Origin of the sequence: Paenibacillus sp. FSL H7-0756, from assembly GCF_038006765.1 — a bacterium.
In the GTDB taxonomy this organism is placed as follows: domain Bacteria; phylum Bacillota; class Bacilli; order Paenibacillales; family Paenibacillaceae; genus Paenibacillus_AQ.
The window spans coordinates 3,361,516-3,385,274 of record NZ_JBBOVT010000001.1 but is presented as its reverse complement, the minus strand read 5'-3'; the positions used below and the strand labels follow the sequence as shown (position 1 = coordinate 3,385,274).

Below are 23,759 nucleotides of genomic sequence, written 5' to 3'. Positions count from 1 at the left end.
CCTCGCTAAAAGATCAAAATGACGATCAATGCTCCAAGCAGCAGCCCCAGGCTTTTGCTCACCTTCTCATACTTGCCCTGATCTTCTCTGGCCGCTGTCTCCTCCTGCTTCAATTGCTGTAAAGCCAGAGCAATATGCGTGCTCTGATTCGGCCGGTCACTGGTTCCAAGCGTGCAGCTGAGCTGCCGGATAATCTCCTTCTCCGTGCCCCGCAGCGATGCGCTGCTCCAGTGGGCTTCCACCGCCCGCCGGATGGCCTCTTCCGCACTGTAGTTATGCGGCGGATTCATCTCATCCGCCGCCGTAAGGAAGAAGGCCCGCAGCGGCTCCTTCGTCTGCAGCCCGATCCGGCGCAGCGCCTCCGGCAGCGGCGTGTAGCCGTACTGGATCTCGGTCTCCAGCCGCTGGAGCGCGGCAATCAAGGCCCGGATATGCCTCGGCCGGTCCGCATACTGGGCCGCCCGCTTGAAGCCGGCCAGTGTGCCGGCCAGCACAATCAGTACCGCGCCAAGGAGCTTAAACATGGCGGTCACCCCCTGACACCGGCTGCTCCTCCGGAGAGACCAACAGCAGCCCGCGCTTCTGGGCGTCCAGAATACGGAAGGACAAGCCGGAGGCTCCGCGGTGCAGAATCACATACCGCTCGAACATCCGGTGCTCCAGCAGCCCGCCGAGCCCGGGCCGCCGGGCCAGCTCGGACACTTCCTTGCCGTGCGCGGAAGCGACCACCGAGATTCCGGCGTGCAGCGCCTCGGTCACCGCCTCCGCGTCCTCCACGCGGCCGATTTCATCGGCGATCAGCACATCGGGCGACAGGGAGCGGATCATCATCATCATGCCTTCCGCCTTGGGGCAACCGTCCAGAATATCCGTGCGCGGCCCGACATCAAAAGCCGGAATTCCCCGGCGGCTGCCCGCAATCTCGGAGCGTTCGTCGACGATGCCGACCTTCAGCCCCGGCCGGCTGCCATCCCGGCCCCCGCTTGTACCTGCCGACAGCTGCCTGGCCAGATCGCGCAGCAGTGTGGTCTTGCCATGCTGCGGCGGGGACAGGATCAGCGTATGCATGACCCGCTGCCGCCCCCGGTCCAGCAGATAAGGCAGCACGCCGTCGGCGATGCCGTGCACCTCACGGGCAATCCGCACGTTGAAGCCGGTAATATCACGCAGATGCTCCACGCCGCCCCCGCTTAAGACCGTCCGGCCGCAGAGGCCGATCCGGTGTCCGCCCGGAATGGTGATGAAGCCCTTGCGCAGCTCCTCTTCCATCGTATAGAGGGAATGATTGCTGATGAGGTCCAGCAGCCGGTGCGTATCCTCCCGGTCCGGCCGGTACGCCTCGCCGGGTAGCTGGGTCAGGGTGCCGCCAGTACCGATGAAATGATACTTGCCGGAATAGTTGATCTCCAGCGGCCGTCCCTCACGGACGCGAATCTCCTCCACCTTGTCCAGGAGCGCAGCGGGGAGGCCGCCGAGCAGCGCTCTTACTTTTTCGGGAAACAACAGAAGCCAGTCATTTGCCATACCAGGTACCCCCAAGCTGTCCTCTACTAATAGCTTTATTTCATATTTATGCTTGTACTTATGCTTTATGCCTATCATCTATCATTTCTTGAGAATCCCGAATAAGAGAATAGCCACCCCGCAGCCAATCCAGCCTAGCTTGCCCCAGGACAGCTGCTCTGCCATCCCTGTAAGGCCGACAGCCGTGGTCAGAATGAGGATCGTAGGGCCGACAAGCGCCAGTCCCGAATTGACAGCCAGCGCCTTATCCACTTGGTTCAGCTTCAGCATAATCAAGGCCGCCGCAATCTCCACAGTGCCGGACAGCAGCCGCAGGCCAGACATCCAGCTTACATACTTGTCCAATGTTCTCAACTCCTTCGTTCAAATCTATGGATCGTACACATACCCTGCATATCAAACAAGCTGTTATCCATGGATATGCGGAAAGGGGCGACTTTAGACAAGAAGAAATGGGGATACTAGCGGAGAATTCAGGAGGTGTGAAAGAAATCATAGTGTTGCCCTCTATAAAAAAATATCATCGGTATGATAAAATTAATTTTGCCGTATCCAAAGATAACTGAGCAAAGAAGGGGATCACAGTCATGCAAGTTCGCAATTTCGTAGTACCGCTTGTATCAGGAACGATAGCCAGACAGGTAAAAGAGGTAGCTATTATTGTATTTTCAGCCTTTCTGGTAGCAGCAGGGCTCCGCCTGTTCCTGATTCCGCACCAATTGCTCAGCGGCGGTGTAGCCGGGACAGCTTCCATCATCGGGTATTTGACTCATCCCAAATTTATCTCGCTGTACTATTTCGCCATCAATCTCCCGATCCTGATCTGGGGCTTCGTCGCCGTGGGCAAAAAGTACATCTGTTATAGCATGCTGTCTGTACTGTGCACTACCTGGTTCCTCACCGTTATCCCTGTGGTGAAGCTCACCAAGGACCCGATCCTGGCCAGTATCTTCGGCGGGGTGATTATTGCGGGAGGGGTTGGCTTCTCGCTGCGGGCGGGCGGTTCTTCCGGGGGCTTCGACATTCTCGGCTCTATCATTACCCGTAAGCGGGATATTCCCATGGGCACCGTGTTGTTCGTCATGGACGGCCTGGTAATCTTAAGTCTGGGCTTCTTCAAAAGCTGGGATTCCGCGCTCTACGCGATGCTCTGTATCTTCGTCAAAAGCCGGGTGGTTGATATGATTCACATCCGCCATATCAAGCTGACCTGCTTCATCGTCACCAAGGAGCGCGAGAAAATGCTGAACCGGCTGACCAGCCTGCCGCACGGCATCACCGTTGTGAACGCAGAGGGTGGATACAGTCACGAGGGCAATACGATGCTGATGACCGTAACCACCCGCTATGAGCTGGCAGATCTGCGCAAGACGATTCTGGAGACCGATCCGAAATCTTTCGTTAACGTGCTGGAGACGGTAGAGATTATGGGCAGGTTCCGGCGGCTAAGCTAGCGAGTGCATGTTGGCGGGCCATTCCTAACTTATGTATGATGCAAAAAGAGTGCAGTTCTCCGCTTCGGCGGGGAACTGCACTCTTTTTGTTTTGCGTCTTTGTGTTAAGCATGATGGCACAATGTACTTGGTTATTCGCATACATTCAACCTTATAATCTGCGGCTTAGCGGCGGTCCTGTGGACCTCCAACGAAGGCTTGCTCTTGTGTATCCAGGTTATAGGCGGTATGCAGCGCCTGAATAATCTGCTGCAGGTTGCCGGATTCAATCACACAGGACACCTTGATCTCGGAGGTGCTGACCATCTTGATGCTCACGCCTTCATTCGAGATCACCTCGAACATTTTGGCGGCAACACCCGGGTGGCTGACCATTCCGGCGCCGACAATCGACACCTTGACCAGACTGTCCTCGGAAGTCACTTCACGGTAAGGCAATACGCTGTGCAGCCCCTCGATGACCTCCTTGGCCTTCACCAGATCGCCAAGCGCTACAGTGAAGGAGAAATCTGCCGTCTCGTTCTGTACTCCGCTCTGCACGATAATGTCAACATCCACGCCCTCATCGGCCAGCTTGCCGAATACCTGGGCGAGTACCCCCGGCACATCAGGAACTCCCAGAATACTGATCCGGGCCACATTCTTGTCATAGGCAATTCCGCTTACTACTACACCCTGCTCCATGCTTGCTTCCTCCTTCACCACAGTACCTTCATTATGGTTAAAGCTTGATCTTACGACCAGCTTCACTTGATATCGTTTGGCATATTCCACGGCACGCGGATGCAGCACAGCTGCCCCGAGATTCGCCAGCTCCAGCATCTCGTCGTAGGAGATTTCCTTCAGCTTGCGCGCCGTCTTCACAATACGCGGGTCAGTCGAGTAGATGCCGTCTACGTCAGTGTAGATCTCGCAGACATCCGCTTTGATCGCTGCGGCCAGCGCAACCGCTGTCGTATCCGAGCCTCCGCGGCCCAGGGTAGTGATCTCGCCATCCAGCGTCATGCCCTGGAAGCCGGCTACAATCACAATCTGCTCACGCTCCAGCGATTCCAGCACCCGGCGTGGAACAATCTCACTGATCCGTGCCCGGCCGTGGGTCTCATCAGTACGGAACCCGGCCTGCCAGCCTGTATAGGATACGGCATTCCGGCCGATTCCGTGAAGCGCAATCGACAGAAGCGCAACGGAGATCTGCTCTCCGGTAGTCATCAGCATATCCATCTCGCGTGCGGGGGGCTGACCGTTCAGCTGATTCGCCTGATCGATCAGATCATCTGTGGTATCTCCCATAGCGGAGACCACCACAACGCAGCGGTGTCCTTCATCCTGCTTGGCTGCGATACGCCCGGCGACCCGCTTCATACGTTCAATGTCGCCGACGGAGCTGCCCCCGAATTTCATGACATAAAGTGACAAAGTTCCATTCACTCCCTATTTCGCTCTAAAGTAGCTTAAATTTTGGTTAACGCTTTAACACAGTATAATACGAAAATCATAACATGCGTTAATGGTTTCACAAAATAATATGCCCATTTTTGAAGAACCCGGCCATAACCCCGAACCCGCCACGGCCTGCTCAGGCTCCATTCAGGGGCACTAGTGCTCCTCATTCGCTCATCCAGCCCGCTTCGGCCCAATTCAACAGCACTAGTGCTCCTCATTCGCTCATCCGGCCCGCTTCGGCCCAATTCTGGTGCACTAGTGCACCTCATTCGCTCATCCGGCCGCTTCAGCCCAATTCAACAGCATTTGTGCTCCTCATTACTCTCCTTCACGCCACATTCCGTCCCACCGTAGGCTTCCGTCAAAGGGATTTATCCCTTTGATTCCTAATGTGCTGCCCACTTTCTGCGAATCTGAGGGATTCATCCCTTTGATTTCCCGGTCCTGTCCACTTTTAGCTTAATCTAAGGGATTTATCCCTTTAATTCCCCCGTTTAGCTAACTTCCCGCTAAATCAGAGGGATTTATCCCTTTCATCCCTTTCATCCTTTTTATCCTTTTCATCCCCTTTCCCCATCACTTCTTCCCTCTCGGCCAGCTGCCACACAAGTGGAAACGGCCTTGCCATCCTTTTGAAGGACGGTATCGTTTCAGCGTAAATTGAAGGATAATTTATAGCTTGAAACATATAAGTTTATTTGCAAAAAAAGACCTCCGCCGCATCAAGCGGGGAGGCCCTCAAGTTACATCTGGAATCCAAAAAGGCTCCTACGCGCGGGAGATATATTTACCTTCGCGGGTATCGACCAGGAGAACATCTCCTTCATTGATGAACAGCGGTACCTGGACCGTATGACCGGTCTCCAGAACAGCCGCTTTGGTTGCGCCTTGAGCCGTGTTGCCCTTAACGCCAGGTTCGGTCTCGGTAACCTTCAGCTCTACGCTGGTCGGCAGGTTGATCCCGAGAATTTCGCCCTGATAGCTGACGATATTTACCGTCATGTTCTCTCTAAGGAAGTTAAGCTCCCATTCAAGCTGCTTGGCTGTCAATTCGAACTGGTCGTAAGTCTCGTTGTCCATGAACACATGCTCAGAGCCGCTTGCATACAGATACTGTACGCCACGGTTCTCGATGATGGCGCGGCCAATGGTTTCACCGGCACGGAATGTGCGTTCAACCGTATTGCCGTTACGCAGGTTCTTCAGCTTGGAGCGGACGAAGGCTGCGCCTTTACCCGGCTTCACGTGCTGGAAATCTAGGACGGTGAAGATGTCCCCTTCTACTTCTACGGTCAGGCCTGTCTTAAAATCGTTAACTGAAATCACAAAAAATCCCTCCTGGAATCCATAAATGAACTGAATGATAGTGTCTTACAGTACCAAATAATCCTTCGATGAATGTGTCAGCAGCGTGATGCCGCTCTCGGTAATGACAATATCATCTTCAATCCGAACGCCGCCAAGGCCCGAGAGATAGATTCCCGGCTCCACAGTGACAACCATCCCCGGCTGGATGACTTCATCCGCCAGCTTAGATAAGCGCGGCCATTCATGTACTTCCATCCCGAGACCATGGCCTGTGCTGTGGCCGAAGTATTCACCATACCCGTAGCGGGTGATGATATCACGGGCCAGGGCATCACACTCACGGCCGGTCATGCCGGGCTTGATATGCGCCAGCGTATGAAGCTGCGCTTCAAGCACAATATCGTAGATCTCCTTCAGCTTAGGGTCCGGTGATCCCAGAGCAATCGTACGGGTCACATCGGAGCAGTAACCGTCCAGGAGTGCGCCGAAATCGAAGGTGACGAATTCGTTGTTCCCGATAACCTTGCTGCTCGCTACACCATGCGGCATAGCTGAACGCTCACCGGAAGCGACGATCGTATCGAACGAAGACGAAGTTGCACCATGCGTACGCATGTAGAACTCCATTTCCAGATCGACATCGCGTTCTGTCATGCCCGGCTTGATCACATTCAGGATATGACTGAACGTGGCGTCTGCCAGATCGGCAGCCCGCTGCATAACAGCCAGCTCTTCCTCGTCCTTGAACATACGCAGGTTCTCAACAGCCTTCGATACCGGTACCATAGCTGCCGGGGCAAGAGCCTCCGCATAAGCGGTGTACGCACTGAAGGTCACATCATCCTGCTCGAAGCCGACACGGACTTGTCCGCCCTTCGGCAGCAGTTCCCGCACGGTGTCAATGAATTTCGAGTCATGCTGTACCACCTTGAGGCCATTCACCTGTTCCGAGGCCTGTGTCATATACCGGAAGTCCGTCAGCAGATAACTGTCATCACCGGTAACCAGTACATACCCGGAGGAGCCGGTGAACCCACTCAAATAGCGGCGGTTATATCCGCTGGTAATTAACATCGCATCCAGTCCCAGTTCCTGCAGAACCTTACGCAGCTTGGAGACGCGCTTGTTGCCCATTTTCATTCTCCTCTCGAAATAGCCACATTGTATTTTACCATAGCGGCAGGCCAACTGAGAAGTTTTTTCGAAGGGCCTAGGCTAGCTTCGTCTGCTGTTCGCGTTTGCGTTCATCCGTATACTCGATTGCCGCCGTATATCCGATGAATAATCCCCAGAGCAGGAAGAGGCAGAATTCGCTGATGACCGTGTTCCACGGCAGCTTGAACGGCGGCTGGAGCAGGAATAAGCGCGAGCATGCAAGGAATAGGACCGACCACCACAGCACCCCGTATATCATCCCAGGCCAAGGGCCGTTAAGTTTCCGGAAAATAAACACGTAGATCAAGGAAGCCAATACAGAGAGTACGATGAAGCATAAATAACCAAGCAGATGCCCGGCAGGGGTCAGCAGAAATTCATGCTTGAAAAAGGGTTCCGCCAAAAATCCCGGAATGACCTTGGTAAAGTGCAGAACATACATCAGCCAGTGCAATCCACCCCAGATTAAACCGGCGAAATAACCTAGTTCAATGGAGAAATAAAAAGGATTCGTCTGAACGTTTTTTTGCTTGCTTGAAGAACTCATAGAGCCGCCTCTCTTTCGGTATGGGGTTAATCCGGTTTCCACTCCGCTCTCTATGCCTAGTATGTACAGCTAACGGCAATCCAACTAGTAATGTGTTTAAAAATTAGTTACAATGTATTATATAAATCATATCAATATACGGGAAGGTGAATTGGTTGTCCCAGGAAACTCCCAGTTACGGCGGCCAAGCCGTCATCGAAGGCGTCATGTTCGGCGGCAAGCATGTCAACGTAACAGCAGTAAGACGAAAGAATCAGGAGATTACATTTTTGGAGGTGCCGAAGAGCGATAAGAGCTGGGTCCTTAAACTGCGCAAGATTCCGCTGCTTCGCGGCATTGTCAGTATTATAGATTCCAGCGCCAAAGGCTCGAAGCATCTGAACTATTCGGCAGAATCCTATGCCGAGGATGAGACGGAGCCGGAAGAGCTTGCCAAGCAGCAGGCGAAAGGCAAGGACAAGAAGAAGGACGAAGGCTGGAGCCTCGGAATGATCTTCGGCGTAGCTGTAATGGGGATTCTGTCTTTCCTGTTCGGCAAGCTGATTTTCACGCTGGTCCCGGTATTCGTAGAAGATTTTTTGTTCAAGAATGTATTTGACAACTATATTCTGCACAACCTTGTGGAAGGCGGCATCAAGCTGATTCTCCTGCTTGTCTATCTCTGGGCGATCTCACAGACGCCAGTAATCAAGCGGCTCTTCCAGTATCACGGAGCTGAGCACAAGGTCATCAGCGCCTTTGAAGCCGGTGAAGAGCTGACCGTAGCGAACGTACAGAAATACAGCCGTCTGCATTACCGCTGCGGAAGCAGCTTCATGATGCTGACGATTATCCTCGGTGTAATTATCTACTCGGTCGTCCCGTGGGATTCCCTGATGGAACGGGTGCTGCAGCGTATCGTTCTTTTGCCGGTGGTCATCGGAATCTCATTCGAGGTACTGAAGGGCACCAATGCGGTAAGAGATATTCCCGGCCTTAAGTATCTGGGGTACCCGGGCCTGTGGCTGCAGTTGCTGACTACCAAGGAGCCTAAGGACGATATGGTAGAGGTGTCGATCGCTTCCTTCAACCGGATGCGGGAGCTGGACGCTGCAATTGAAGCAAAAGGATATTCGGAGGCAAGTGTGTCAGGCGGCATTTTGGATCCTGCGAAAGGATGATTAGCCAATGATCAGACATGCTTTGATATTTTGGATCACGACAGCTCTTGCCGTATGGGGCCTGGTGGCAGATATTATGGCGCGCGGCCTGATGGCCCTGTCCATCTTTATCTTACCCCTGATTCTGTTGGGACTGTTGTATTACGCCTACAAGATAGCCCCCGGCAGAATGGGCGGCGGACCCGGACGTCCGCGCACCAAGGTTAAGCCTTCAGCCAAGACGATGTCCAAGGTTGCCGGCATCCGCAAGACCACTGGCTCACCCGGTAAGCGCAAAAGCTATCCCTTCCAGGTTATCGAAGGCAGTAAGGGTAAGAATGACGATCAGTTGCCCAAATATCACTGAATACTGAATTTGCGAAATAAAGCTGCAAAAGGCATCCCCGCGTTATTGAAATAACGTGGGGATGCCTTTTTTTGTTACCGCCTTAGAACGGCGGGCTGAAGGGGTGCCCTCCTGGTGTAGGACGGCGGTGCCGGACGATAGTTAGCGAAGAACTCTTCTCCGGCTGTGATGCCCGCCGTATACAAGGCGTCCGTCTGTGCCTGCGTGATATGAAACTCGGTGGTTGATATGCCCAGCGTAGGGATTTTGACCGTACGAACGAATTTATCCGTCTCAATATACCGTTCATCATGCGCGGAGAGCATCGTCTCCACCATCGCCTCCAGCATGCTGAACGGCCCCGTAATATGATGGGGCTGCGGAGTAGTCTTCCCAATCAGCTGATAGCCGATGGTTGGTGTCCTGCGCTGCGGTGAGAGGAAGCCGTCCTTCTTCTCATCGAACAGCCAGAGCGGGAAATTACTCAACACCCCGCCGTCCACCATATAGACCAGCTGCCCGCTGAACGATTTTCCTCTGGCCGCCTCTCCGGCCAGCCGCAGGATCACCGGATCGAAGAAGTACGGAATGCTGCAGCTCATCCGCACCGCCTTGGCAACTTCGAAGCGCTCAGGCTCGATCCCGTACAGCACCAGATCATCAGGCAGCACCACAATCCGCCCGTTGCTGATATCTGAGGTAATCACCCGCAGCTTGCCGCGCGGCAGATCCCGGAACGTAACTACCCCCTGCTCCAGCAGCAGGCCGCGAATCCATGCTTCCAGCGCCTCGCCGGAGTACAGCCCCTTCTTGAGCAGCACACGCAAGGCCGGTCCGACGAAGGCGGTGTTGTAGAGCGCTCCCCGCTTCAGGAAGGAGGTGAACGGCGTACGCCGGATAATCCGGCTCATGGTCTCACCGCTGTACCCCGCTGCCAGCAGCGAGGCAATGATCGAACCGGATGAGGTTCCTGCCACCCGCCCGAAGCTGCGGCCCGAGCGTTCTGTCGCCTCCACCGCACCTGCCAGAGCAACTCCTTTTACTCCCCCGCCTTCAAATACTGCATTAATCTCCATACATGGCAAACCCCCGTTCCATAGAATGTATTGTTATCTATGAGCACGGGGGACTATTCATGACTTAACTCTTGAAATAGAAGCTGAGCAGACTGGCCAGCCCGTACGGGTCACGGACGACAATATCATTCGCCCGGAACAGGATGCTGCCTGACACCTCATCGTATTTCTCATTATATTTGAGCTGGTTGATAATTTGATCTCCGCTCTGCCATTCCGCTGTTTGCTTGGGATCCCCAACCTTGTAGGAGGCCAGACCGATGTACAGCTTAACCTTCGTTCCCTTAACCTCGTTCACCCACCAGTCCACCAGCTTATCATAACGGGCGGCGCTGAAGGAGAGACTCCAATAGACCTGCGGAGCTACATAATCGATCCAGCCGTTTTGAATCCAGGTGCGCACATCCGCATACATATCATCATAGGCTGACACCCCTGCTGTAGTATCTGAGCCGGTGCTGTCCACCTTTTTGTTGCGCCATACCCCGAACGGGCTCACCCCGTAAGAGACGGACGGCTTCGCTGCATGAATCTCCTGCCCCAGCTGACGGATGAACTGATTGATATTATCCCTCCGCCAGTCGCCTTTGCTGGTAATCCCTTGTGTATTGAAGGTCTTGAAGGCCGTATCATCGGCAAAAGCTACATTGGACGGATAGAAGTAATCATCCAGATGTACTCCATCGATATCATACCCTCTGACCACCTCCATCACCGTGTCAATGATATGCTGCCGCGCTTCCGGAATCCCCGGATTTATGTACAGCTTGTTATCGGCCTTGACGATCCAGTCCGGATGAAGCTTGGCTACATGGTTGGGGGCCAGACTGCTGGTAGAAGCATCTGTGGTGGCCCGGAACGGATTGAACCAGGCATGCAGCTGCATCCCCCGGCTGTGGGCACTGTCAACCATATAGGCAAGCGGGTCATAGCCGGGCTCTTTTCCCTGTGTACCGCTAAGCACCTTGGACCAGGGAACGATCTGTGAAGGATAAAGCGCATCACCAGACGGTCTGACCTGAACGAATACACTATTGAATCCGGCTGCCTTCAGCTTGTCCAGCAGGCTGTCGAACTCCTTCTTCTGCTTGTCGGGATTGCCTGCCGAAGACGTTGAGGGCCAATCCAGATTATACACGGTAGATACCCAGGCGCCCTTCATCGCCTTTGCGGTCTTGGCACCAGGAATCGAAGGTACGGTTGGTGACGGTACCGTTGGTATTGGCACAGATGGCGTAGGTACAGTTGGTGTAGGCACTGACGGAACTGACGGCGTCACAGGTGTAGAAGGACCGCCGATTTCCATGCCGGAGTATAAGGAAATATGCTTCGTAGCCTGATCCCAGAGTACCTGCAGCCCAAGCTGCTCGCTTACAAAGCGAAGCGGTACCATCACCCGCCCCTGCGTGATCTGTACAGAAGTATCCAGACGGACGGCAGCACCGTTAACGATGGCGCTTGTTTTGCCGCTGGTCAGCTGCAGTACATTATTATCCTTGCTGATGGTTGCTGTCTTACTGGCCTGATCCCATTTCACACCGGCCCCCAGTCCCTGGCTAATCACCCCAGCAGGCACCATTGTAACATTAGTACGTGTAATATAAGGCGGCACATCCGGGTTCAGCGTCTCCCCATCCAGTTCAATGGTGATTTGCACAGCAGCTGCGCGCACACCCGGCGTCCACACGGGCAGACATAACATAATCACGAGCAGTCCTACGATCCATTTACGGTAATTCATAATTCCTCCCAGGTGTTGAAGTTGTATATAGACAAAAAAATAGCCCTCTCGTCCTTGGTTCAGGGAGAAGGCCGTTCTTTTGTAAACGGAAGCCTTCCTTAGGTGAAAAAGGAACGGTACCCGTTTTGACGTAAAAAAACTGGAAAGGTTGCGCTAATCAAACAAAAAAAGCCACGTTTATGAATCGCTGGCTATCTCATGGTGAATATCGTACAAGGTCTGCACACGCGCTTCATCCCGGCGGAAATATTCCACCAGCGTTTCGATCCGGGTGATGGAATCCCAGCTCAAGTGATGCTCAATGCCTTCAACATCCTTATAAATATGCTCTTGCTGTACCCCAATAATCCCGAGGAACTCCTCCAGCAGCTGATGGCGGTCCACAAGACGTTTCCCCACTTTTTTTCCTTTGCTTGTTAGGACAAGCCCACGATATTTCTCATAGATGAGATATTCGTCCTTATCCAGTTTTTGGATCATCTTGGTCACAGAGGAGGGATGGACTTCCAGCCCCTCGGCAATATCCGAGACCCGCGCATAACCCTTCTCGTCGATGAGCTTATATATGCGCTCCAAATAATCCTCCATGCTGGGTGTTGGCATTCTAGCTTACCTCTTTTCTATAATGAGCGTAACGGTGGGACCGGGCCTTGCTCTAACAATGATACATGCTTCTGCCGCTCCTTGGCAAGTCCTGCCGGTCAGCCGCTTGCCCGCTTAGTGATGTTTACCATGATTCCATTCGCCTGCGGATTGGCACAATAACGTTATCCTCATCCCTAAGGAGCGTGAAATTATGAGCTTAATCACACCCGAACGCCCTCCTGCCAAAAGAACGCGCAAGCCCACCGGCCTCTTCATCCCGGAGCTGGTGTTCTTTGAACCTGATGCGCTGAATTATCCCAAAGGGGAGCGGATTATGGAGTGGGTCAAGTCCCGCAATATTCCCTACCGCATGACCACCTCGCATAACCGGATTACCAATCTGCCGGGCGAGACGGAAGTCGAGCAATACAAAATCGCCAAACGGACGCTGGTGGTCGGCTTGCGCAAGACGCTCACTTTTGACCAGTCGAAGCCGTCTGCCGATTATGCGATTCCGATTGCCACCGGCTGCATGGGCCACTGCCATTATTGTTACCTGCAGACGACGCTGGGAGCGAAGCCCTACATCCGTGTCTATGTCAACACCGGGGACATCATCGATGCCGCCAAAAAATATATCACGGAGCGCTCCCCGGAAATCACGACATTCGAAGCGGCCTGTACCTCAGACCCGCTCGGCCTTGAGCATATTACCGGCTCGCTGACAGAACTGATCGAATTCATGGCGGAGGAGCCGCTCGGGCGGCTGCGCTTCGTGACCAAATACCAGCATGTCGAGCCGCTGCTTAAGCTGAAGCATAACGGCCATACCCGTGTACGCTTCAGCGTGAACGCCGATTATGTAATCAAGAACTTCGAACCGGCCACCTCACGCTTCGAGGAGCGGATTGAGGCCGCCGGACAGATCGCCCGTGCCGGGTATCCGCTGGGCTTCATCATTGCCCCTATCATCTGGCATGACGGCTGGGAAGAAGGCTACAGCGAGCTGCTGGAGAAGCTGGCGCATGCCCTGCCGCCGGAGATTGGCAAGGGGCTGACCTTTGAGATGATCCAGCACCGCTTCACCAAGACAGCTAAGACTGTCATCGAGAAGCGTTATCCGAAGTCGAAGCTGGAGATGGACATTGAGAAGCGCAAGAAGAAATGGGGCAAATGGGGACAGAACAAATACGTCTACCCGGACGAACAGCAAACCGCCCTGCGCGAATTCATCACAGAGCGGATTTTCGAATATTTTCCGGAAGCAGCTATTGATTATTTCACTTAAGTCACCTAATTAGAAAATCAGCCAGCGCGGCGTGATGCCCTGCAGCCAAATCGTAATGCGAAACATCTGGTCGGTGAACAGCAGGATGCCCATGAATACCATCAGCCCGCCGCCCAGCTTCATCAGCAGGTTGGAGTATTTCAGGATTTTGCGTGCTCCGCCCAGGAAAAAAGCCAATCCGAAGAACGGCAGGGCAAAGCCGATACTATATGCCGTAATCATCGTAAACCATGTTCCCGGATCACTGGCCGATAACGCAATTATAGCTGTTAGAATGGGACCTATGCAGGGCGACCAGCCTGCCGAGAACCCGATACCGAAGATAAAGGAGCCGAGGTACCCGGCAGGCTTCCATCTCAGCTCCAGCTTGCGTTCCCGGAGCAGAAACTGCGGCTGGAATACCCCCAGCAGGAAGAGTCCCATGACAATAATAAGAATCGCCGATAGTTGACGGATCAGATCCCGCTGCCCGTTGAAGAATTCACCGAACAACCCGGCTCCAAAGCCAAGCGTATAGAACACTGCCGAGAAGCCCAGAATGAACGCCAGCGTATGCGAGAGAGTCCGGAGACGGACCTCTTTGCTGTTGCTGCCGTTCTTCAGCTCCTGGACCGATAAGCCGGTAATATAAGATAGATAAGAAGGATAGAGCGGCAAGCAGCAAGGCGATATAAATGACGCCACTCCGGCGGCAAAAGCGATTCCTGCATTCAGGTTGGACACGGGCGCATCTCCTTCCATAGTCGGGGTCACTCGGGTCACTTCATGTAGCAACAGAACAGATACAATTATGTAGGTGGTGCAAAGGGCGGCCGGTTGTACGCTTATTTGTTAGGCTGGCAGCCCTTTTTTGCCGATGAGGGTTAGGGTCAATAGTGCAATTAACAGCAGAACAATCGTTGCTCCCGGAGCCAGATTCCATACTCCAGCAATGACCAGTCCGGAAGTGACAGCAATCTCGGCAATCGCCACGGACAAAATAACCGAGGACTTGAAGCTCCGGGACAGCAGCAGACTAATGGCTACAGGAATGGTCAACAGCGCAGAGACCAGCAGTGAGCCGACAATTTTGATCGCCGTACTGATCACCAAAGCCGTTAACACCGTAATCAGCATATTGAGCAGCTTCACCGGAAGTCCGCTGACACTGGCCGCATCCTCCTCGAAGCTGAGCAGGAAGAATTCCTTGAAGAATAAGGTTACGACGACCACAACTGCAATTGTAACGATTCCCACCACGACAAGATCGGTAGTATTGAGCGTATAGATGCTGCCGAACAGATAGCTCATTACATCTGCATTATACCCTTTGCCCAGGGTGAAAAAAAGTGAGGCCAGCGCTACACCGCCCGACATGATGATCGCAATGGACAGCTCGGCGTAGCTTTTGTAGGCTTTGCGCAGCTTCTCAATGGCAAATGAGGCCACGACTGCAAAGATCAGCCCCGCCCCCAGCGGGTAAAAGCCGGTCAGAAAGCCCAGCGCTACCCCGGCGATCGTAACATGCGCCAGCGTATCTCCGATCATGGACAGACGCCGCAGCACCAGAAAAACGCCGATCAGCGGCGCCGTAATGCCAATCATCAGCCCGCCGGCCAGCGCCCGCTGGAAAAAATCACTAAACAGGATTTCCAAGATGAATGTCTCCTACCTTTCAAATATAAACCTTTCATGCGAAAAGCTTTATCAAACCCTTTTTCAAACCCTTTTCGATCCCTCCCAAACCCTCCCTTCCCGAAGGGAGGGCCCCAAGGGCTCTGCCCTATGGACACCCGCTAAGTGCAATGGGCGTGGGAGGACCGATTTTTGCTGCTTAGGGACGTTGGTGGAAGGATCGCTTTGCCTCCCTGCGGGATACGCTTCACAGAAGACGGGATCTACTTACGTCACAAGATTAAGATCAAAAGACTAAGATCAAAAGATTAAGGTCAAAAGATTAAATGATCGTCCTATGTTGCATAATGGACGATCCAAAAACTGACTTAAGCGTCCTATGTTGTACAATGGACGATCCGAAAACTGACTTGGTCGTCCTATGTTGCACAATGGACGATCCGGACAGCACCCCACCCCTTAATTGCAGAACGTACAACAGAATCTTAACTTTTGAGCGGTTAATCGGGTTCTGTTGTATTTCGTACAATGGATATTGGCAGAAAGGCTGGAAAAAGGCCCATTTCAAAGAATCTAATGTACAAACTGCAACAGAACAGCAAAAAGGGCAGAAATTCGGGCAATCTACTGTACAAAATACAATAGGCTGCAGTTCTAGCATACCGTTTAATGATCAGGGTAACTATCCTCTTATCAGCCAATTTCAACGATCAGGATATCAGGACAACGTATGCTGCAAATTGTCGACGGCGCAGTTCTGCGCCTCGTGTGAATGGCGGCAGTAGAAATTAATCTTACCGTTCTTCTGGACTGGCTCGCTGCCCAGGTAATTCTTCATCATGTCGATATCATGCGAGACCATCAGGAAGGTCATATGGTGATGGGCATGCATATGCATGATCAGCTCGAAGAACCCGGCCTGGGTCTCGGCGTCAATACCGACGGTAGGCTCATCCAGAATCAGCAGATCCGGGTGGTTGATCAGCGCGCGGGCCAGAAAGACACGCTGCTGCTGGCCGCCGGACAGCTGGCCGACTCTTTTCTCGGCGATGTCCTGAATCCGCATGACCTCCAGCGCATCCTCACATTGCCGGTGCTGGGCCTTCGAGACCCGCCGGATCAGGTTCTTGTTGTTGTACAGACCTGACAAGACCACTTCGCGCACGGTTGCCGGGAACAGCGGGTTGAACGCATTCTTCTGCGGCACATAGCCAATCCGCTCCCAGTCCTTGAACCTCCGCACAGGCTGCCCGAATAATTTGATCTCTCCGCTGGTGGCAGGCAGCAGGCCGACGATCATCTTAAGCAGCGTAGTCTTACCCGCACCGTTAGAACCGAGGATGCCGAGGAAATCACGTTCTTTTACCGTATAATTCAGATTTGAGATCACTTTCTGTTCCCCGTAGGAGAAGGACAAATCCTGTATTTCGATCATATGCTGATGGCAGTCCAGGGATACCGGTTGCATGTGAAGTACCGCCTTTCACTTATACTTTCCTTATTATTGTAAGGCCAGAATGAGATTTTGCAAATTTTTCTCCATTAAGGTGAAATAGTTGTCCCCGTTCTTCTGCTGGGCCTCGGTCAATCCTTCTACCGGATTCAGTACCATCGTGGACACACCGGTCTCACTTGCCAGTGTCTTAGCCAGCTTATCAGATACAAGCTCCTCGAAGAAAATATAACGGATGCCCTCTGCCTTAACCAGCGCCGCCAGCTTCACCAGATCCTGACCGCGCGGCTCAGCGTCCGGCGACAGCCCCATAATGGCATGCTGGGACAGGCCGTAGTCCCGCGCCAGATACGAGAACGCCTGATGTGATACGACAATCTCCTTGTTAGGCAGCTTGCCCAGCTCTTCAGTGAACTTCAGATCCAGTGCGTTCAGGCGGCCGGTGAGCTTTTGATAACGCTCTTCATACCCTGCGGTATGCGCAGGATCAACGGCTTGAAGACTATCCTTGATATTCTTAGCCATCACAAGCGCTGACTTCGGGCTTACCCAGGTATGCGGGTCGGTGTGCAGGCTGTCGCCATGCCCGTCTGCTTCAGCCTCTTCACCTTCATGACCGTGATCATGCCCATCGTCTTCGTCGGTTGTAATCAGCTTCACCCCTTGGCTAACCTCTACAGACTTGGTTTTACTGTCACCATCGAGGCTCTTAAGGAAATTTGGGACCCAACCTTCCAGACCGGCTCCATTATAGAGGAACAGCTGCGCCTTGGAAGTACTTATGATATCCTGGCTGCGCGGTGTCCAGTCATGCGGCTCAACCCCTACTGGAAGCAGGTTGATTACATTGGCATCGGCGCCGCCGATTTCGGCAGTGAATTCATATATAGGATAAAAAGTAGTTATAACGTTCACTTTACCTTCAACAATGCTTCCGCTGCTCTTCGGCCCGCATGCCGCCAGCGACAGCGTAAGCAGCAGAACAGCAGCGAGCAGCAGCCCTTTTTGTAAGCTTTTAGTTACCATTTCTCTATCGACCCCTTAAATCGTAAAATTTACTATTAGAATTATAATAGTAATGCTTACGATAAGTCAACTCCGATCTGCATTTCGCCAGTCTGCAGGGCTTCCTGTGCACGGTTAACTCGGAGCAAAAAGAAGCAATCCCCGCTGCCTCTGGCCTGCGGGGATTGCTGTACGGTCACTATACGGATGCTCTTCGCATCCCTATTTCACAATTGCTCCGTTCGGCATGCTATCCGGCACGGTAGCAATGGTCAGCTGCTCGCCCTTGGAGGCGGCCAGGATCATGCCCTGGGACAGCTCACCGCGCAGCTTCACCGGCTTCAGGTTCACAATGCAGATCACCTTGCGGCCCACCAGCTCCTCCGGTGTGTAGAACTTCGCAATGCCGGATACCACCTGGCGCTGCTCGTAGCCAAGATCCAGCTGCAGCTTCAGCAGCTTATCCGCCTTCTTCACCGGCTCGCAGGCGATAACCTGGGCTACGCGCAACTCCGCCTTGGCGAAATCGTCGATGCCGATTTCTTCCTTATGCTCCTCTTCCTCCGGATCGGCAGCAGCCGCTTCCGGGGCCACAGCAGCCGCAGCAGCAGGCGTTGCCTCTGCAGCGGCCGGCTTCCCGGCTCCCATCGCTTCGGCGATGTACGCTACCTCCTGCGCCACATCCAGGCGCGGGAAGATCGGGTCGCCCTTCACCAGCCGGGTACCTGCTGGAATCAGGCCGAAGGATCTGCCGCTCTCCCACGTAGTCAGCTCGCCCGGCTGAATGCCCAGCTGCTCCCAGATCTTCGCCGGAGCGCCGGTCAGGAACGGCTGGAGCAGAATGGACGCGGTGCGCAGTCCCTCTACCAGATGCCGCATCACCGAAGCCAGCTCAGCGCTGCGGCTCTCGTCCTTCGCGAGCACCCAAGGCTGGGTCTCGTCAATGTACTTGTTCGTCCGGCTGATCAGCGCGCCGATCGCGGTCAGGGCAACGGAGAATTCCATCTTCTCCATCGCCTCTTCCACTTTGGCGTAAGTGTTCTGCACTACCGCCTCAAGCTCGCCGTCAAATGCGGTGACTTGCCCGGCGTATGCCGGAAGCTCCCCGCCGAAGTACTTCTCAACCATTGCGCCGGTCCGGTTCAGCAGGTTGCCAAGGTCATTGGCCAGATCATAGTTGATCCGGTCCACGAAGCTCTCCGGCGTGAAGGTGCCGTCCGAGCCAAAAGGAACCTCGCGCAGCAGATAATAACGCAGAGCATCCAGGCCGTAGCGGTCAATCAGCGTCACCGGATCAACCACATTGCCCTTGGATTTGGACATCTTGCCATCCTTCATCAGCAGCCAGCCGTGCGCAAATACCTTCTTCGGCAACGGTTCGCCGAGCGCCATCAGAATGATCGGCCAGTAGATCGTATGGAAGCGGACAATTTCCTTCCCGACGATGTGTACATCCGCAGGCCAGTACTTCTCGTACAGACTGCGGTCCTCCGAGCCATAGCCGAGAGCCGTGATGTAGTTGGTAAGCGCATCGATCCACACGTACACTACATGCTTCTCGTCGCCTTTTACCTTAACGCCCCAGTCAAAAGTCGTACGGGATACCGCCAGATCCTCCAGACCCGGCTTGATGAAGTTGTTAATCATCTCGTTCTTGCGGGATTCCGGCAGGATAAACTCCGGATTCTGCTCGTAGAACTTCAGCAGGCGGTCAGCATATTTGCTCATGCGGAAGAAGTAGCTTTCCTCCTTGACCAGCTCCACCGGATGACCGCTGTCAGGGCTTTTTCCGCCAATAATCTTGCCGTCAGCATCACGTTCAATATCCACCAGCTGGGTCTCGGTGTAGAAGGTCTCATCCGAAATACAGTACCAGCCTTCGTATTCCCCTTTGTAGATATCCCCCTGCTTCAGCAGACGGTCAAAAATATCCGCAACCACCTTCTTGTGGCGCTCCTCTGTGGTACGGATGAAATCATCATTCGAGATGTCCAGCTTCTTCCACAGATCCTTAATACCGACGACAATCCCGTCCACGAACTCCTGCGGGGTCTTCCCGGCCTTGCCGGCCTTCTCTTCAATCTTCTGCCCATGCTCGTCCGTCCCGGTCAGATAGCGCACCTCATAGCCGCGCAGCCGCTTGTAGCGGGCCATCGCATCACCGGCTACCGTGGAATACGCATGCCCGATATGCAGCTTGTCGCTCGGATAGTAGATCGGTGTTGTCAGATAAAAGGTTTTGTTCTCACTCATTACTTCATCATCCCTTCGTTATCCCTAATCGTCCATTTCACACAAAAAACTCCCGCCCCCATTATGGGGCGAGAGTAAACTCACGCGATACCACCCAACATTCCCCGGCTCCTCACAGAGCACAGGCTTCGTCAGTTCCTCAAGCGGAACTGTCCATTAACGCTGGAACACGCCGTGCGCTTACGCAGACCCCGGCTTCAGGCCTTCCGCTCGAACACAGTTCCTCCCGGACCATATTCAATCTGGCATCCCATACCGGCTCCCAGCAGCCCCGGCTCTCTGTAATGGTGTCCATATCTACTTATCCGTTCCTCGGAATATCACTTATTATTCAAAATATACCCATCCCGGCAGCCCGTGTCAAGTCGTATGCAGCGGCTTGTCCCCGGAGGGCTGTTCTTTGCGCGGCGGCACCGGGTCAAGGCCTCCCGGATGGAAGGGATGACAGCGGGCGATCCGCCTGGCAGCGAGCCATGAGCCCTTGAGTGGTCCATGGACCTCAATTGCCTCCAGCGCATAGGCCGAACAGGTCGGGTAGAACCGGCAGGTGGCGGGCTTGAGCGGCGAAATGAACTTGCGGTAGACCCGGATAGGAGCCTGTACCGTTCTTCGTAAGCTAGCCATATTCAGCGTCCCTCTTTGCTGCGGGCGGCCCCGGCCGGCTCTTCTACTCTTCCCTGCTCACAATCCTTGCAGTAGCCGAACACCTCGAATTTATGCTTGACCACCCGGAACTGATCCGGCGGATCGGTTAGATTCATCGGGCAGAATTGAATCGGGTACGTCTTCATACACTGCAGACAAATCATATGGTGATGATGGTGATCCTGACTGCAGCTTGCCTTGAATTTGACGCCTTCTTCAAATACAATCTGCTCCAGTACCCCCAGTTCCTCCATAACGCGCAGGTTACGGTAGACTGTATCGAAGCTCAGCCCGCTATACTTGCGGCCCATATGCTCATATACATCCTTCGCAGACAAATATCCCGTGTTCTCGCCGAATAATTTGGCAAGCGTCTTGCGCTGATCGGTGATTCGCAGCCCCTGCCCCGACATGGCTTCCAGGATTTGATCTGTCGACAGCATTCGCTCATCTCCCATAACATAGGTCGTTTGTGTTGCACTCTCTTTATAATGCCCCAAAAGCACTGCCCCGTCAATAAAAGCGCCTGTTGCCTGCCCTCATCGGCAGACTTGCGGCAGAATACAAAACGGCAGCCGCCCCCTCAGGAGCGCTGCCGTTTTGTATTCTAGAAGAAATTATTTTTTCGCCGGAAGCGGCGTGAAGACAAAGTTAACGGGCAGGTTGCTGCCGGAAGCAACGGTGAAGACCATCTCCACACGGCTTTCGTATTCACCGGTACGGTAGACTACGGCGTTCATGTCCGACTTATCTAATTTGCCCTTGTTCGGCAGATTTACAACCGTGCCGTTTACGAGGATGGATCCAAGGTACCCTCCCCCACGCGGGTTGAAGGTAATCAGCGTATTGGCTGCAACACGTTCCAATACAATTTTGTACAGAACCCCGAAGTTACCGGAGTTGGAAGCTGTTGTCCCGTTCATCGGATCAATGCCGTCCAGGTTCTTGTCATTGACGTTATCGCCCAAGATCAGCTTGGACTGTGAAGAGCCCACCAGATCGGTCACATTCATGATGCGTGTAGAATCCGGATAGGTTCCCCGGTTATGCACGCCGTCTCGGTCAAGAATCGGTAGAATTGGCAGTTCAGCAAGCGGATCTTTGGACTGCTCGACCATAACCACGTTGTATAGAACAGGATAATCACTATTCAGATCCGCACTGAGGGACATAACGTCCTTTGGCTTCATAGCCACTTTGTTCAGGTCTGTCATAATAGAAATGCTCTGTCCCGGCTGCAGGGTAATCTGCGATTGGGCAGAACCGGTAATCATGGAATTATAATATTTCTCAACCGATATCTTACCTGTATATTCCGGAGATACAACCGGACCGGCGATCCCCAGATACTGGGTAGTAATCGTAGTAGGATACAGGTTATTGTTCGTAGCGATCACATAGAGCTTCTGTCTTGTAGACATATTGTTCATATGATGCACAAGGAAGCGTGTGTTGCCTACAGAAGTCTCACGGTACAGTACACCTTCCGTATTAACGGTCTCCGGGCTGTTGCTGCGGATCAGGGTGTAGCCTTCGGACGACAGCGTATACGGCAGGTTAGGGAGCGCCGGGATCATCCCGCCGTCCATACTGATGATGTCCCCAGGAATGGTGAACAGCTTTGTTACTTCATCTTGTGTATACAGTTGTTCATTGGTGATTGTAATCATCTTCTCAAAAGTACTGCTAAGACCGTGCTTATCCGTAACCGTCAGTTGAATGGACAGCGGACCCGGGGTGAAATACGCCAGGGAACGATTGTTCCAGGTAACAGTCAGCTCTTCATTCTCGGGATCATAGCTGGTATCGGTCAGGATTACCGGCTCACCCATTTTGTATGCGTCCTTATCGGTCGTGAATTGCGCGACCGGCGGCTGATTCGGCTGCAGCACTTGGATAGTCACCGGATAAGGATCACTCCACATGTTGTTGGCATCCCGTACCGAATACATAACCGTATAGAAGCCCGGCTGATCATACATATCCCGCTTATTGTCACTCCAACGTTCTTCCACAATCGGCGTACCGTTCGGCGAAGAGCTGGAGGTCACATAAGTCACGATCGTTTCCCCGGCGTAGATTTCCTTCGGCTGAACCGTAAAGGAAGCTGTCGGCTTCGTATTCAGCGTAAGAATAACCCGCTTCTGAACATTGTCAACGGTGTAGGGAATTTTGAGTGCAGAGGTTATCGAGGTTAACGGTATCATGAAGGTGCCTTTGAACTGGTAAGCAGGACCCTTCATGGTAACCTTGGTACCATCGACTGTGTATATCTTGCTGTCTGTCTTGAACCGCATAATGCTAGTGCCCTTGGTTACAATAACTTCTTTGGTTTTGGCGTCATACGTGAAGGCAACGCCGACCATTTCCACCATTGCACGGATGGATACGTACGAGACGCCGTTCTTGACTGCCATCGGCTGATTGGCGGTGTAAGGCGTACCATTCTTGAACATCTTGTTGCTGTTCATCATCAGAATAAGCTGACCGCCACCTGCTGTAGAGGAAGTCATGCTTGGGGTTACAGGCGTGTCCGTTAACGGAGTAGCCGTAGGCACAGCGGCATCGGTTGGAACTGTGCCGTCCACAGGAGCAGCCGTTGCCCCTGGAACCTCAGTAGCGGCCGGAGCCGGAGTCTCTGTTACTGCCGGAATCCCTTGAACCGGTGATGCTGTAGGAACAGGTGCCGGTGTTGGGGTTGGAATCACTGTACCTGCTGGCGGCTCGGTAACAAGCGGCGGCAGCGGATCTGTTGACTCGGGCTGAAGCTGTGTTACCTCAGTGCCTGCCGCTGCGGCCACATTCCCGGTTGTTGTAGTCTGTGTGCTGACAGGCGCGGCCCAAGCCGGGATGGCTGCAGCGACTTGCGACACAGCCAATACTGCCACTAAAAACATTTTTTTGAAATTCATTGTACGACTCCTTCTGCTCCCATTGTAGTATATAAGGCAGGTATCTTCTTGGCTTTCTCTCCACCTTATATTTCCCGTAAAAACGGGAACCGCCCTCTTCAGGACGGCAGCATATTTTGCCACGTTCATTTTACAAAACATAGTATTAGACGCAAGGAACAACGAAAAGTTTCATTCTGTGTAAAGAAAGATCTATATAAATCCAATTATCGCCATTTTCAATGGGGTGACCCACCGATTCTATTATTCGACTGAATGCACTTAGCAC

The 23,759-nt window shown here is 53.4% G+C and carries 24 protein-coding genes; 4 read left to right on the top strand and 20 right to left on the bottom strand.

The features are described 5' to 3' along the window. Positions 1-5: 5 nt before the first annotated feature. The 3 genes from spoIIIAB to NST04_RS14695 all read right to left on the bottom strand — a co-directional run bounded on the left by spoIIIAB (position 6) and on the right by NST04_RS14695 (position 1,869). Positions 6-524, bottom strand: a complete 519-nt coding sequence (gene spoIIIAB, locus NST04_RS14705; protein ID WP_341184854.1) for a stage III sporulation protein SpoIIIAB — start codon at positions 522-524, stop codon at positions 6-8. After that, the gene (gene spoIIIAA, locus NST04_RS14700) at positions 517-1,524 is read right to left on the bottom strand and encodes a stage III sporulation protein AA (RefSeq protein WP_341184853.1); all 1,008 of its coding nucleotides are present in this window, start codon (positions 1,522-1,524) and stop codon (positions 517-519) included. Before spoIIIAA ends, spoIIIAB begins: the two co-directional genes overlap by 8 nt. An 81-nt stretch (positions 1,525-1,605) precedes the next feature. Continuing rightward, entirely contained in the window at positions 1,606-1,869 is a 264-nt protein-coding gene (locus NST04_RS14695; protein WP_445667893.1) for a YqhV family protein, read from the bottom strand. A gap of 242 nt (positions 1,870-2,111) precedes the next feature. Here NST04_RS14695 and NST04_RS14690 point away from each other — a divergent pair, with 242 nt between their 5' ends. Further along, complete coding sequence (locus tag NST04_RS14690; protein WP_341184852.1) at positions 2,112-2,978, top strand: YitT family protein; 867 nt, start codon at positions 2,112-2,114, stop codon at positions 2,976-2,978. Between the two features lie 165 nt (positions 2,979-3,143). Here NST04_RS14690 and NST04_RS14685 read toward each other — a convergent pair whose 3' ends face one another. The 5 genes from NST04_RS14685 to NST04_RS14665 all read right to left on the bottom strand — a co-directional run bounded on the left by NST04_RS14685 (position 3,144) and on the right by NST04_RS14665 (position 7,434). After that, positions 3,144-4,397 (bottom strand): aspartate kinase, encoded by a 1,254-nt coding sequence (locus NST04_RS14685; protein ID WP_341184851.1) that lies wholly within the window; start codon positions 4,395-4,397, stop codon positions 3,144-3,146. Between the two features lie 541 nt (positions 4,398-4,938). Continuing rightward, positions 4,939-5,112, bottom strand: coding sequence for a hypothetical protein (locus NST04_RS14680; protein WP_341184850.1), 174 nt, complete (start codon positions 5,110-5,112; stop codon positions 4,939-4,941). Between the two features lie 80 nt (positions 5,113-5,192). Next, a complete protein-coding gene (gene efp / locus NST04_RS14675; protein ID WP_036731916.1) occupies positions 5,193-5,750 on the bottom strand; it encodes an elongation factor P in 558 nt (185 codons plus the stop codon). A gap of 45 nt (positions 5,751-5,795) precedes the next feature. Beyond that, the gene (locus NST04_RS14670) at positions 5,796-6,866 is read right to left on the bottom strand and encodes a M24 family metallopeptidase (RefSeq protein WP_036731914.1); all 1,071 of its coding nucleotides are present in this window, start codon (positions 6,864-6,866) and stop codon (positions 5,796-5,798) included. Between the two features lie 76 nt (positions 6,867-6,942). Continuing rightward, positions 6,943-7,434, bottom strand: a complete 492-nt coding sequence (locus tag NST04_RS14665; RefSeq protein WP_341184849.1) for a YqhR family membrane protein — start codon at positions 7,432-7,434, stop codon at positions 6,943-6,945. 206 nt (positions 7,435-7,640) lie between these two features. Here NST04_RS14665 and NST04_RS14660 point away from each other — a divergent pair, with 206 nt between their 5' ends. Further along, positions 7,641-8,594, top strand: coding sequence for a DUF1385 domain-containing protein (locus tag NST04_RS14660; RefSeq protein WP_445667918.1), 954 nt, complete (start codon positions 7,641-7,643; stop codon positions 8,592-8,594). A gap of 7 nt (positions 8,595-8,601) precedes the next feature. Continuing rightward, positions 8,602-8,940 carry a hypothetical protein gene (locus NST04_RS14655; RefSeq protein ID WP_341184847.1) on the top strand — a complete coding sequence of 113 codons (339 nt, stop codon included), beginning with the start codon at positions 8,602-8,604 and terminating at the stop codon, positions 8,938-8,940. A 74-nt stretch (positions 8,941-9,014) separates the two neighbouring features. On the opposite strand, the gene NST04_RS14650 is transcribed toward NST04_RS14655, so the two are convergent. The 3 genes from NST04_RS14650 to mntR all read right to left on the bottom strand — a co-directional run bounded on the left by NST04_RS14650 (position 9,015) and on the right by mntR (position 12,339). Then, complete coding sequence (locus NST04_RS14650) at positions 9,015-9,995, bottom strand: patatin-like phospholipase family protein (RefSeq protein ID WP_341184846.1); 981 nt, start codon at positions 9,993-9,995, stop codon at positions 9,015-9,017. Between the two features lie 64 nt (positions 9,996-10,059). Then, a complete protein-coding gene (locus tag NST04_RS14645) occupies positions 10,060-11,736 on the bottom strand; it encodes a family 10 glycosylhydrolase (protein WP_341184845.1) in 1,677 nt (558 codons plus the stop codon). Positions 11,737-11,913: 177 nt separating this feature from the next. Further along, complete coding sequence (gene mntR / locus NST04_RS14640) at positions 11,914-12,339, bottom strand: transcriptional regulator MntR (protein ID WP_036698430.1); 426 nt, start codon at positions 12,337-12,339, stop codon at positions 11,914-11,916. Positions 12,340-12,532: 193 nt separating this feature from the next. On the opposite strand from mntR, the gene splB reads away from it, so the two are divergent. Beyond that, positions 12,533-13,609, top strand: coding sequence for a spore photoproduct lyase (splB, locus tag NST04_RS14635; RefSeq protein WP_341184844.1), 1,077 nt, complete (start codon positions 12,533-12,535; stop codon positions 13,607-13,609). A 9-nt stretch (positions 13,610-13,618) separates the two neighbouring features. On the opposite strand, the gene NST04_RS14630 is transcribed toward splB, so the two are convergent. From NST04_RS14630 to NST04_RS14590, 9 genes are all read right to left on the bottom strand, one after another. Then, a complete protein-coding gene (locus NST04_RS14630) occupies positions 13,619-14,350 on the bottom strand; it encodes a cytochrome c biogenesis CcdA family protein (protein ID WP_445667917.1) in 732 nt (243 codons plus the stop codon). A 90-nt stretch (positions 14,351-14,440) separates the two neighbouring features. Continuing rightward, positions 14,441-15,244 (bottom strand): metal ABC transporter permease, encoded by an 804-nt coding sequence (locus NST04_RS14625; protein ID WP_341018096.1) that lies wholly within the window; start codon positions 15,242-15,244, stop codon positions 14,441-14,443. 697 nt (positions 15,245-15,941) lie between these two features. Next, positions 15,942-16,691 (bottom strand): metal ABC transporter ATP-binding protein, encoded by a 750-nt coding sequence (locus tag NST04_RS14620; RefSeq protein ID WP_076154425.1) that lies wholly within the window; start codon positions 16,689-16,691, stop codon positions 15,942-15,944. A gap of 33 nt (positions 16,692-16,724) precedes the next feature. Further along, positions 16,725-17,702, bottom strand: a complete 978-nt coding sequence (locus NST04_RS14615) for a metal ABC transporter solute-binding protein, Zn/Mn family (RefSeq protein ID WP_341184842.1) — start codon at positions 17,700-17,702, stop codon at positions 16,725-16,727. A 56-nt stretch (positions 17,703-17,758) separates the two neighbouring features. Next, positions 17,759-17,881, bottom strand: coding sequence for a hypothetical protein (locus NST04_RS14610; protein WP_341184841.1), 123 nt, complete (start codon positions 17,879-17,881; stop codon positions 17,759-17,761). Positions 17,882-17,903: 22 nt separating this feature from the next. Continuing rightward, on the bottom strand, positions 17,904-19,934 hold the full coding sequence (metG, locus tag NST04_RS14605) for a methionine--tRNA ligase (protein ID WP_341184840.1): 2,031 nt from the start codon (positions 19,932-19,934) through the stop codon (positions 17,904-17,906). A gap of 360 nt (positions 19,935-20,294) precedes the next feature. Continuing rightward, positions 20,295-20,558, bottom strand: coding sequence for a membrane protein insertion efficiency factor YidD (gene yidD, locus NST04_RS14600; RefSeq protein ID WP_339249555.1), 264 nt, complete (start codon positions 20,556-20,558; stop codon positions 20,295-20,297). 2 nt (positions 20,559-20,560) lie between these two features. Beyond that, positions 20,561-21,022: a Fur family transcriptional regulator gene (locus tag NST04_RS14595; protein WP_341184839.1), complete on the bottom strand. Its 462-nt coding sequence runs from the start codon at positions 21,020-21,022 to the stop codon at positions 20,561-20,563. Between the two features lie 174 nt (positions 21,023-21,196). Next, on the bottom strand, positions 21,197-23,491 hold the full coding sequence (locus NST04_RS14590) for a copper amine oxidase N-terminal domain-containing protein (protein ID WP_341184838.1): 2,295 nt from the start codon (positions 23,489-23,491) through the stop codon (positions 21,197-21,199). Positions 23,492-23,759 lie beyond the last annotated feature (268 nt).

Excerpts from the sequence above, each read along its gene's own strand:
- spoIIIAB (WP_341184854.1), bottom strand. The coding sequence starts at position 524 with ATGTTTAAGCTCCTTGGCGCGGTACTGATTGTGCTGGCCGGCACACTG.
- spoIIIAA (WP_341184853.1), bottom strand. The coding sequence starts at position 1,524 with ATGGCAAATGACTGGCTTCTGTTGTTTCCCGAAAAAGTAAGAGCGCTG.
- NST04_RS14690 (WP_341184852.1), top strand. The coding sequence starts at position 2,112 with ATGCAAGTTCGCAATTTCGTAGTACCGCTTGTATCAGGAACGATAGCC.
- NST04_RS14680 (WP_341184850.1), bottom strand. The coding sequence starts at position 5,112 with ATGTTTCAAGCTATAAATTATCCTTCAATTTACGCTGAAACGATACCG.
- NST04_RS14670 (WP_036731914.1), bottom strand. The coding sequence starts at position 6,866 with ATGGGCAACAAGCGCGTCTCCAAGCTGCGTAAGGTTCTGCAGGAACTG.
- NST04_RS14665 (WP_341184849.1), bottom strand. The coding sequence starts at position 7,434 with ATGAGTTCTTCAAGCAAGCAAAAAAACGTTCAGACGAATCCTTTTTAT.
- NST04_RS14660 (WP_445667918.1), top strand. The coding sequence starts at position 7,641 with ATGTTCGGCGGCAAGCATGTCAACGTAACAGCAGTAAGACGAAAGAAT.
- NST04_RS14655 (WP_341184847.1), top strand. The coding sequence starts at position 8,602 with ATGATCAGACATGCTTTGATATTTTGGATCACGACAGCTCTTGCCGTA.
- NST04_RS14650 (WP_341184846.1), bottom strand. The coding sequence starts at position 9,995 with ATGGAGATTAATGCAGTATTTGAAGGCGGGGGAGTAAAAGGAGTTGCT.
- NST04_RS14645 (WP_341184845.1), bottom strand. The coding sequence starts at position 11,736 with ATGAATTACCGTAAATGGATCGTAGGACTGCTCGTGATTATGTTATGT.
- mntR (WP_036698430.1), bottom strand. The coding sequence starts at position 12,339 with ATGCCAACACCCAGCATGGAGGATTATTTGGAGCGCATATATAAGCTC.
- splB (WP_341184844.1), top strand. The coding sequence starts at position 12,533 with ATGAGCTTAATCACACCCGAACGCCCTCCTGCCAAAAGAACGCGCAAG.
- NST04_RS14630 (WP_445667917.1), bottom strand. The coding sequence starts at position 14,350 with ATGGAAGGAGATGCGCCCGTGTCCAACCTGAATGCAGGAATCGCTTTT.
- NST04_RS14620 (WP_076154425.1), bottom strand. The coding sequence starts at position 16,691 with ATGCAACCGGTATCCCTGGACTGCCATCAGCATATGATCGAAATACAG.
- NST04_RS14615 (WP_341184842.1), bottom strand. The coding sequence starts at position 17,702 with ATGGTAACTAAAAGCTTACAAAAAGGGCTGCTGCTCGCTGCTGTTCTG.
- metG (WP_341184840.1), bottom strand. The coding sequence starts at position 19,934 with ATGAGTGAGAACAAAACCTTTTATCTGACAACACCGATCTACTATCCG.
- yidD (WP_339249555.1), bottom strand. The coding sequence starts at position 20,558 with ATGGCTAGCTTACGAAGAACGGTACAGGCTCCTATCCGGGTCTACCGC.
- NST04_RS14595 (WP_341184839.1), bottom strand. The coding sequence starts at position 21,022 with ATGCTGTCGACAGATCAAATCCTGGAAGCCATGTCGGGGCAGGGGCTG.
- NST04_RS14590 (WP_341184838.1), bottom strand. The coding sequence starts at position 23,491 with ATGAATTTCAAAAAAATGTTTTTAGTGGCAGTATTGGCTGTGTCGCAA.